This window comes from Nocardia sp. NPDC058518, assembly GCF_042719655.1.
GTDB lineage: Bacteria > Actinomycetota > Actinomycetes > Mycobacteriales > Mycobacteriaceae > Nocardia.
Window position 1 is genome coordinate 256128 of sequence record NZ_JBHXNJ010000008.1, and the last position, 9847, is coordinate 265974.

Sequence of the window (9847 nt, forward strand, 5' to 3'; positions counted from 1 at the left end):
AATATCGCAATTCAGTCACGTGACGCGTAGGGAAGCTGCAGGCCAGCTTTCTGCATCATATCCTCATACGAATTCTGCATTGCGGAAAATTGCAACAGCAATTCATGCGCGACGAATTTAGCTTCTTCGATGTCATCAGCGGAAAGGAGTTCTTCAACTTCGCGAAGATCGGACACGATAATACTCAAGGAATCACCCTGAAGGAGAAATCCGGGAAACTTTCGACCCGCCCACTTCACCAGGGAAAAATCACCCTGCGTTTCGATGATCTCAGCGGAATGCGTCATTTGATCCTCAGTTCGGATAGAAGGTTACGTACGGTGCGCCCTCAACGAGGCCTCCGGTAAATATATCAACCCTGCGCCCCACGCCCAACTCGTGAGATCCCTGCGGCAGCGACCCTTGTATCCTACTCCTCGTCCGGGAATTGATATCAGATATCACATAGTCCCAGTCAGAATATCCACCTGCGGTTCCTGTAGCCCGACTACCGACAACATTGATCTCGACCCCTCTCGAATTTGCCGCATTCTGAATTCTTCGAGCATCGTTTGGAGATATATTGTCAATGTGTCCGCCGTTGCCATACGAGGGCGGTCGAGGTTCAGACTGTGAACCGCCTCCCGCAGTTGAGCAGGAAAGCCCCAGCGGGTCGATCCAGCTAGTTGGATTGTGGGGATAAGTATTGGGATTGGGCGCCGGCTGCAACCCGAGAGGGTCCTGGGTCAGGTATCTGCCGGAGGTTGGGTCGTAGTAGCGTTGATAGTTGTAATGTAGCCCAGTTTCATCATCAACCTGCTGACCCGGAAAACGGATTGAAGTTCCACCCATTCCCGACCATTGAGCCCTTCCCCACAGGTCGACTTCCGCGGATGCAGAAATTTCACTCCGCTCCACATCGACCATTTCAGTAGGAGCACCAACGATATCAGTGACTATCGCATGAAAATGCCGACCTTGGCCAACCTGATCGATGTGGATAACGGTTTCAGAGATGGGAGTATACGTATCTGGCTGGTAATCCCAGGAGTTGATAGATGTCGGCGTCGATTCTTCGATGAGACGGGAGCGATCCCAGCTGTATTCGTGGAGCTTGATTACCGTTTCTTCGTCCGCCAGTAAAGTCTTTGTTGTGCGCCTGCCATGAGCATCGTAGGAATACCGCCACCACTGTTGGTCTGCCGTGAAAACATCGGTGAGTTGATCGAAGGCATTGTATCGAAAGTGCCAGAGTGAGGGTTTTCGGGATATGCGACTAGTCTTTTTCTGGACCAGTCGGCCGGCAGCGTCGTAGTAGTATCTCGTGCGGCCGCGCCGAGTCAACAAATTTCTATCGTACTCATGTTGCACGCCCTCGCTATTGACTGGAATAGAGGACGGGGATGTCAGATCGGCATCTTCAACTGATGTGATGTTGCTGAGTTGGTCGTATCCGAAGCGCTGCGTTCTAGTGCCGTTCGATGTTAGTGCGGTAACTCGGCCAACCGGATCGAGATCGTAGGCTCGGGAGAGCGCTCTGCTCTGGCCATGAAAGGTGTTGTGTTGGGTGATGTACCCGTCTGGGCGCCAAGTGTATTCGTCGTGGCGACTACCTTCGATTGGGGCACCGGCGAGGGATAGTGTGCGCGCGATGACCTGGCCGACAGAATTGTACTTCTGGGTGTGTTCGAATGCTCCCACTCGCCAACCAGTCTGGCGGCCGAGTGGGTCGTGGGTGAATTCGATCGTGTGGTCAGCTGTAGCGAGAGCCTTGACGCGGTCGCCGCTGTCATGAACCCAGTCAGTGGTTTTGCCGCTGGGATTGGTGCGGCCGACGCATCTTCCGTGTCGGTCGTATCGGTACGAGGTCGGTGGACGGCCGTCGAGCTGCTGACTCAGGAGCCGTCCACCGGAAGTGTGGGTGTAGCGGAGGGTGTGGGTGTTCACCTGTCCCCCACTCGTCGCGGTAGTTAGGTGTCCGGCCGGGGAGTACGCGTAGGTGACATGTTCGCCTGATTCCGCCCGTATGCCGATAAGCTGGCCGAGTTCATTGTATGTGTGATGGCGGGGTATCCCGGTTGCCGGGGTAATTGTGTCAACCAGGCCGGTACTGGTGTGGCGGTATTCAGTGGTCGAGTTGTTGTAGTCGGTTTCCGATGACACCCGGCCGACTTTGTCATAGGAATACGACCATGATTGTCCGATCGGGTTGGCGATTGAGAGCGGCCGTTCTTCAGTGTCCCAGCTGTAGTGCGTGACGGCACCGTCGGGTGCAGTGTGGGTTTGGAGTAGGCCGAACGGACCGTACGTGTAGCGCTGAACCTTGGCAGCACGATCGGAATGCTCCAACAGTTTTCCGTCGCCATTCCACAACCAGCTCTCTCCGTAGCCGTCGGCATCGACCCGAGAGAGCAGGTTTCCTTCCGGTGACCATGTATAGCGGGTGGTGTTACCCAACGGATCCGTGATCGCCATCGGTCGACCGAAATGATCGCGCGTGATGACGGTGATGTTGCCGTTCGCGTCAGTCAGCCGAATCGGCTGACCTGCCGTGTCGACATCGATTGTCGTCGTTGCGCCGCCTGGTTCGACGAAACGCTCGACTGCGCCGTTGGGATGATATGCACGGCGCACCACGACTTCATCTGGATCGATGATGGCTACAACATTTCCGGCCTCGTCATACTCATAACAAGTGACCGCACCATCAGCGTTGGTGATCGTGCTCGGACGGTTGCGAGCGACGTAGTCGATCGTGATCGATCGGCAGTCCGGGCGTTGAATGCGAACGAGATTGTCGTCCTCGCTGCGGTAGTAGACCGTAGTGGCGAGGTCGGAGGCGATGATCCGGTGCGGTTGTCGACTGACAGGGTCAGTGTAGTCGGTTCGTGTCGCTGCCCCGTTAGGGTCGGTCTCTACGAGTAGCCGCTTTTGGGAGTCGAATTCGTAGGACCAAGACGCGCCGGTGGAGTTGATGACGTGGGTGCGGGTTCCCCAGCCGTTAGGCAGTGTTTCGTAAGAGACTGTGGCGTTGAGGATCCCGTCTGTGCCTTCTTGGCGGACAATCCGGCCGAGGTTGTCATAAGTGTTGGCGAAATGCGTGTTGTCTGGATCTCGCCAGGTGAGCATTCGATGGACGCGGTCGTATGTGTAGTGAGTAGTCGCGCCAACGCTGTTTGTAACTGCGACGAGATCACCGGCTTGGTAGGCGAATTCACGTAGCAGGGTAGATACTCGATCACCGACTTCGTTGGTACCGTTGACGGTGATCGAAGTGACACGGCTGTCGTCGACGGTGAACGTGAGGTGGTATCCGCCAGATGAGCTGATGTGGCTAGGATTCCGGTTGTGGTCGTAGTGGTGGCGGATCCAGTTGTCATGGCGATCTGAGATGCCCGTGATCGGGAAGTCGCCGAGTGCCTCAGCTTCAGGATCCAAGGCAGCGAAATGCCAAGTGATTTCGCGTTCAGGATCGTGGATTCGGTAGCCACCATTTACGGAGCGGGTCAACGGCCAAGGGTGGTCACCGTGCACCGGCACGACCTGCGCGCCTGGCGTGGTGTGGGGGTAGGACAGAAGCATGCCATCTTCGGCGATGAAAGTGACCCCGGAGTGATCTACGACTAGGCGCATGTCTAGGAACGTCGACCAGGATGGACCAAACCAACGGCCATAGCGGTAGTTGGACCGGTGGCGCCGCCACAAAACAATGGGGAGGACTCCATGCAATTCGAGGTCGACGATCGGGACAAAGTACTCGCCTGTCGCCATATCGACGGGCTCGATGCGACCACAAGTGCCTTTCGCGTCCTGGGTGGTTGCGGGATCGCCGATACGAGCTTTCGCCGGGGCGCCGTCGTTGGTCTTGGACGGTGACTCCGGCTTCTTCGCGTTGAGATCGGGAGTGCTGGCCGGGGCTGTGTCGCCGGGGCTAGGGCTCTTCGCAGGCGTGTCAGGTGTGCTCGCCGGATTCGTTGGCGTGTCGGACTGTTTCGTGGTCGAGGGTGTTGTCGAGGTGTCGGTGTTCTTCGTGGCCGCAGGGCTGGTTGTCGTGTTGTCGGCGTTCTTCGACTTCGACGGGGTCTTCTTGAACGCCTTCGCGATATCACCGAATGCCGACTTCAACTGCTTCAACAGCGGCTTCAAATTCGCCATCGTCTTGGCCAATTTCGAGAACAACTTCGAAATCGTCGCCACAGTCTTGGCGATGTAGGCGGTGGCTTGGATCGCGACGAGCGGAGTCGCCAAACCCACCGAGAACACCAGTTCCGCAGCCCAGACCGCGAGACGGCCAACCGTTTGGGCTACCAGGTCGCGGACGGTTTCGCGGACCGCGGCGACGATGCCGCCTGCCATGCGGATCGCGGAGGCTGCCGCGGTCGAAGCGGTGTTGGCCGCGGTGAGAAGGTTCGTGGTGTTGGAAGCGGCGGATTTGTAGGCGGTGGCGGTTTGGCCGGTCCAATCCGTCACATCGGTGGTCACGGCCTTGTTCTGGGCGGTGGCTACCTCGCTGATGCGGGCAGCGACGTTGTCCCAGGTTTTGGCATAGGCCTCGATCTGGGCGGGGTCGCCCGCGATCCAATCCAGAGCATCTTGCAAGGGTTGGCAATGTTCGATCAGCCAACCGACGCCATAACCGGCCAGGGTGCCGAGGGGGTCGACGACCAGGGAGACCGCTTCGGCGGCGAGGCCGACGACACCGAGGCCTACCTCGATCCAGGAACCGCCCGAGATCGCGTCGGACAGGTCGGTGACCGAGCTGACCAGGCTGATGCCGGTGGACCAGTCGGTGGTGTCTTCCTTCGCGGCGATCAGTGGGTTGGCGGCCATTACAGACCGGACTGCTGGGTCTTGAGCGCTGCGGCGTTGGTGGTGTCGCGGGTAGTGAAGGCATCCGCGACAGCGGTCAGGTTCGAGCTGGTGTCACCGAACGCATCGATCGCGGCCTGGATCGCGTCGATGCCATCGGTCTCGACCGAGTCGACGAACAATGGCCCGAGGAACGCACACAGTTTCCCGAACGCGTCCGACGGCGCCGAGACGGCTTGGGCTGCTTCGAGTGCTTCGGTCAACCCGGAACCGGCCGAGGTGACGTTGGTGGCGTGGGACTTGATCTTGTCCGGGGAGACGCTCAGTTCCCCGCCCGCGCTTGCCATATCCGGTGCCCCGCCCCTCGTGTGGTGCCACCCCGGGTCGGCGGGCATTCCCTGGCCCGTGACCTGCGGTGTCGAACCTGATCGAACAGGTCTCGACCGCCGGAAGTTCCGGTACCTCAGACCTGCGGCACGCAGTGCCAATGGCCGAGCGTAGCGGATACGAGAGGGTTGGTATGTGCGGTGAAATCGATGGAACCGGAAGCCTCTTCCGTGCGTCTAAGGGTGCAAAGGAGTGCCACTTTGTTGTCGCGATGGGGTCACACGGTTGATCCTGGCAAGGCTGTGGAGCTCTTACGGGATAGAGGCTCGCCACGGGGAATTGGTCGGGTGGTGTCGTAGGCTGTGCGGAACGACGGGGTGGCCGGGTGCGGGGAGCATTCTGGTGGCCGTGGGGTTGGTGCGGGCTCGGCCGGACGGTGTAGCTCGGTGATCGGGGAAGACGGAGGATGCTCGTGCGGCGACGGTCTGTGGTGGTGAGCGCGGTGCTGTGTGGCGCGCTTGCAGTGGCGGGATGTTCCAGCACAGAGCGCGGGAATGCGCAGCCGAGTACGTCTGTCGACCCGGCGGCGGCTACTGCGGCGCTGTGGGATCCGTGCAGTCAGATCTCGGATGGCACTCTCGTCGGGCTCGGATTGAAACCGTCGTCGGAGGAGTCTGGAATCTTCGGCGTAGAGGAGCCGGGATGGAAGATCTGCCGGTGGACAGAGGATGAGGTCCCGGCGAATTTCAGCATGGCCGTGTACTCGACCGTGCACGCCCTGGACGAGATCCGGACGAAGCCTGGCAACGTCGACTTCAAAGATGTGACAGTCGCCGGGCGAAGCGCTGTGCAGTACCGAGACTCGGTCCGCGCGGCCGACGAGTTCTGCCTTCTCGCATTCGCGACCGCCAGCGGCTTTGTTCAACTCGATGTCATCAATCGGAGCGCCCAGGCAAAACAGACTTCCCCGTGCGACCGCGCGAAATCCGTTGCCGAGGTGCTCGTTCCACTTTTTCCGAAGTAGTTTCACGAATACGGGGGTCTTTTGAGATGGCACCATCAGATGAGAAGTCGCGCTGGCAGTCCCTGAAGGACGAGGCCTCAGCTGGTCGGCTGTATTTGGACCCGACCGTGGCAACGACCTGCCGTGACGCGAGCAACAAGCAGATCGACCTTTTCAACCAGCTGCGTGACTCACTCACGACGCTGTCCGTTGTGACAGGCCTCGGTCGTTTCACTGCCGCCGACGAACTTGCGAAAATGCTCGGCATGAAAGCCATTGGTGGAGAACGTGATTTCGACACAGCCCTCAAAGAGCACATCGAAGTTCTCACGCTGATCCGCGACACCATCGAGATCTCGGTGAAGAAGTACGAGGACCAGCAAATAGCCCAAGCGCAAGCAACGAACGCGTTGGGCAACGGCTACTGATCCACGCCGTCCGCTGACCAGTCCACCCAACAGCCGGGTCACATCCGCTGCGGTGCCGCGATTCCCAACTGCCCCAATCCTATTTCCATGGTGCGGGCAGTCAACTGGCACAACGCGATTCGGTTTGATCGGATCGGTTCGTCGGCCGCGATGACCGGACACGTGTCGTAGAAGCCGGTGTATGCGCGGGCAAGATCGTAGAGATAACCTGCCAGCCGGTGTGGCTCCAACGTGTCGGCGACCTCAGCGAGAACAGCCCCGTAGCCGTCGAGGCACAAAGCGAGTTCCCGCTCGGCTGGTTCCATTGGTCCGGCGATATCCACGACCGCCGGGGCGGCGTCGGCTTTGCGCAGGATCGAGCAGACGCGGGCGTGGGCATACTGCAGGTAGACACCGGTGTTGCCGTTGAGTGTGGTCATGCGGTCCGGGTCGAAGGTGTAGTCCTTGACCCTGGATGTCGACAGATCCGCGTACTCCACCGCACCGATTCCCGCTTGTTCGGCGATGGCATCGAGCTCCGCCGACGACAGGTCCGGGTTCTTCTCGGCGACCACCGCACGCGCACGCCCGACAGCTTCGTCGAGCAGATCCATCAACCGAACCGTCCCGCCCGCACGAGTTTTGAACGGTTTGCCATCCGGCCCGAGGATGGTGCCGTAAGCGACGTGAGCGACCTCGATCGCCTCGGTGAGCCAGCCTGCTCGCCGTGCCGCCTCGAATACCAGCTGGAAATGCAGAGCCTGCCGCGAGTCGGTGACATACAGGAGCCGGTCCGCGTGCAGTGAGGTGATGCGGTACCGGATGGTGGCCAGGTCGGTGCTGTCGTAGCCATAGCCACCGTCGCGTTTGCGGACCATCAGTACTGCCGGCTGATCATCGGGGCCTTTGACCTTTTCGGACAGCACGACGACTGCACTGTCACTATCTACCGCGACGCCCTTGTCCAGCAGTTCGGTGACGGTATCGGCGAGCTTGTCGTTGTAGAACGACTCACCGAAGTAGTCGTCCGGAGTGAGCAGCACACCGAGCCGGTCGTAGATCGCGCCGAATGCCTTCTCGGACTCCGCGACGATCTCCCGCCAACGGGTCAACGTGTCAGGGTCACCGGCTTGCAGAGCGACCACACGAGTCCTGGCCCGGTCCGCAAAGCCTGAATCCGAGTCGAATTGTTTCCTGGCCGCCTTGTACAGGCTGTCCAGCGCCGACACCGAGCTGGCGTCTTCACCGAGTACCTCTGTATGCCAGGGTGATTCGGGGTGCTCGTCGATGTATTGAATGAGCATGCCGAACTGTGTACCCCAGTCACCCAGGTGGTTCGCGCGGACGACATCTGCGCCGAGGAACCCGAAGACCCGGGCCAGGCTGTCACCGATGATGGTCGTCCGCAGGTGTCCGACGTGCATGTCCTTCGCCACGTTCGGCGCCGAGTAGTCGATGACGACTCGTTGCCCGTCTTCGGCGGTGGGGACGCCGAGCCGGTCATCGGCCAGGCGCGCTGCGACGGATTGCCACACCGCTGTATCGGCCAGGGTGATGTTCAAGAACCCTGGGCCCGAAACTTGCACATCATCGATCACACCATCGGCAAGGTCAATCTGCGTGACGAGCTCAGCGCCGAGCTGAGTCGGCGGGAGACTCACCCGCTTCGCCAACGGCAGCGCGGCATTGGATTGGAAATCGGCACGATCGGAACGTCGCACTACCGGGTCCGCATCCGCCGCTTCGGGACGGACTCGGGCGATCGCCTCCGACACAGCGGCAGCGACACGTCCGAGCAGCGGCACAACACCGGCAGAGCTCACCTTGATTCCTCTCGATGGGGGATGGTGAACCCATTGTCGCAAGCACATCAAGCGGATATCAGCTGCTGCCGATCAGCGGCGACCCGGTCGCCGCAATCGATGAGACAGACATGACCTCGAACTTTGTGCATCAATTGCGCCGTGTCGTTTCCGGGTGCGGCACGCGCAATAGTTGTCGCAGCGAGGCTGATCTCGAGTTGTCTACTCGACAGATCGCGCTTCCGAGAGGACCGCATCGATGGCGGCGCGGAGGTCGAACACCACCTTGTAGCGGCGGACCGATTCCGGTCCCGTCAGTTCGATGTCTCGGCCGGTAGCCCGCCATACATCACGGATCGAGCCGTCACCGAGTACCTCGTAACCTTCGGATTCGGCCCAGCGATTGACGTCGCGCGCACGCATGGCGAGCGCGTCCGCGGCGTCGCCCCTGTCGCGAAACGCCTGGACGTCTTCCCAAGACAGGCCCATGCACCCTCCCCTCGACCGAAGTCAACAATTGCCGATGCCGATCTTTGCAGAGTCGGATAGCCAAAGGCAGGGCTGGTTGGATGCTCTCCACACGAGTTCACAGAGTTCGGTCACGAAGCCCAGGAACGCGCAGGTGCTGTCGGTGGGGCGGCGTAGTGTCACGCATATCGGCGTTGCGGGTGACCAACCGGAGGTTCGCGATGGACGTGCTGCTCGGGATCGGAACACGTAAGGGTTTGTTTTTGGCTCGTAGCCGGGATGGGCGGGCCAGTTGGACTGTGTCGCCACCGCAGTTTCCGGTGGCTGATGTGAAGGCGTTGGCGATTGATACTCGGCGGGGGACGCCGCGGGTGCTCGCTGGGGTGTTGAACAGTCATTTCGGGCCCACGTTGGTGGTCAGTGATGATCTCGGGGAGACGTGGAGTGAGCCGGATGATGCTCCGCTGAGCTTCCCGGAGGACACCGAAGCTGCTCTGCAGGGCGTTTGGCAGATCGCGCCGGCGACCGATGCCGAGCCGGATGTGGTTTATGCGGGTGTCGAACCTTCGGCGTTGTTCCGGTCGACTGATCGTGGTCGGACGTTCGAGCTGGTCAGGGGGTTGTGGGAGCATCCGCATCGGCCGCAGTGGGAGCCGGGTGGTGGTGGGTTGGCTTTGCATACTGTGCTGCCGCATCCGGTCGATACGCAGCGGGTGGCGGTGGCGATGTCCACTGGCGGGGTCTATCAGACTGCCGACGGTGGGGAATCGTGGACGCCGACGAACAAGGGGGTCACCGCGGACTTCCTACCCGGTGAATTGCCGGAATGGGGGCAGTGCGTGCACAAAGTTGCCCTCGATGCCGAGTCGCCCAGCACCATGTACCTGCAGAACCACGGCGGTGTGTTTCGGAGTACCGATGCGGGTGTCAGCTGGCAGTCGAGGGGGGGGGGGGGGTTGGTGGGGGAGGTGTGGGGGGCGGGCGGGGGGGGGGCGGGCCACCCACGGCGGGGGGGTGAGACTACCCGCGTGTGGGGGGGGGTGAGGGGGGGA

8 protein-coding genes are annotated in these 9847 nt (G+C 60.7%); 3 read left to right on the top strand and 5 right to left on the bottom strand.

Going from position 1 to position 9847, the window contains the following annotated elements; all coding sequences use genetic code 11:
• Nucleotides 1-11 precede the first annotated feature (11 nt).
• From ACFWPX_RS17300 to ACFWPX_RS17310, 3 genes are read right to left on the bottom strand one after another with little or no spacing between them, the layout of a single operon-like run.
• Entirely contained in the window at nucleotides 12-287 is a 276-nt protein-coding gene (locus ACFWPX_RS17300) for a DUF6959 family protein (protein ID WP_378921104.1), read from the bottom strand.
• 7 nt (nucleotides 288-294) lie between these two features.
• Complete coding sequence (locus ACFWPX_RS17305; protein WP_378928207.1) at nucleotides 295-4809, bottom strand: RHS repeat-associated core domain-containing protein; 4515 nt, start codon at nucleotides 4807-4809, stop codon at nucleotides 295-297.
• On the bottom strand, nucleotides 4809-5135 hold the full coding sequence (locus ACFWPX_RS17310) for a type VII secretion target (protein WP_378928208.1): 327 nt from the start codon (nucleotides 5133-5135) through the stop codon (nucleotides 4809-4811). The genes ACFWPX_RS17305 and ACFWPX_RS17310 overlap by 1 nt, the downstream gene beginning before the upstream one ends.
• A gap of 473 nt (nucleotides 5136-5608) precedes the next feature.
• On the opposite strand from ACFWPX_RS17310, the gene ACFWPX_RS17315 reads away from it, so the two are divergent.
• The gene (locus tag ACFWPX_RS17315) at nucleotides 5609-6139 is read left to right on the top strand and encodes a DUF3558 domain-containing protein (RefSeq protein ID WP_378928209.1); all 531 of its coding nucleotides are present in this window, start codon (nucleotides 5609-5611) and stop codon (nucleotides 6137-6139) included.
• Between the two features lie 26 nt (nucleotides 6140-6165).
• Entirely contained in the window at nucleotides 6166-6546 is a 381-nt protein-coding gene (locus tag ACFWPX_RS17320; protein ID WP_378928210.1) for a hypothetical protein, read from the top strand.
• 38 nt (nucleotides 6547-6584) lie between these two features.
• Here the strand turns inward: ACFWPX_RS17320 and argS are convergent, their stop codons facing one another.
• Together argS and ACFWPX_RS17330 are read right to left on the bottom strand one after the other, a co-directional pair.
• Entirely contained in the window at nucleotides 6585-8348 is a 1764-nt protein-coding gene (gene argS, locus ACFWPX_RS17325; protein WP_378928211.1) for an arginine--tRNA ligase, read from the bottom strand.
• Between the two features lie 201 nt (nucleotides 8349-8549).
• Nucleotides 8550-8816 (bottom strand): hypothetical protein, encoded by a 267-nt coding sequence (locus ACFWPX_RS17330; RefSeq protein WP_378928212.1) that lies wholly within the window; start codon nucleotides 8814-8816, stop codon nucleotides 8550-8552.
• A 200-nt stretch (nucleotides 8817-9016) separates the two neighbouring features.
• Here ACFWPX_RS17330 and ACFWPX_RS17335 point away from each other — a divergent pair.
• Nucleotides 9017-9847: WD40/YVTN/BNR-like repeat-containing protein (locus ACFWPX_RS17335; RefSeq protein WP_378928213.1), on the top strand; the 831-nt coding region annotated here is incomplete at its 3' end.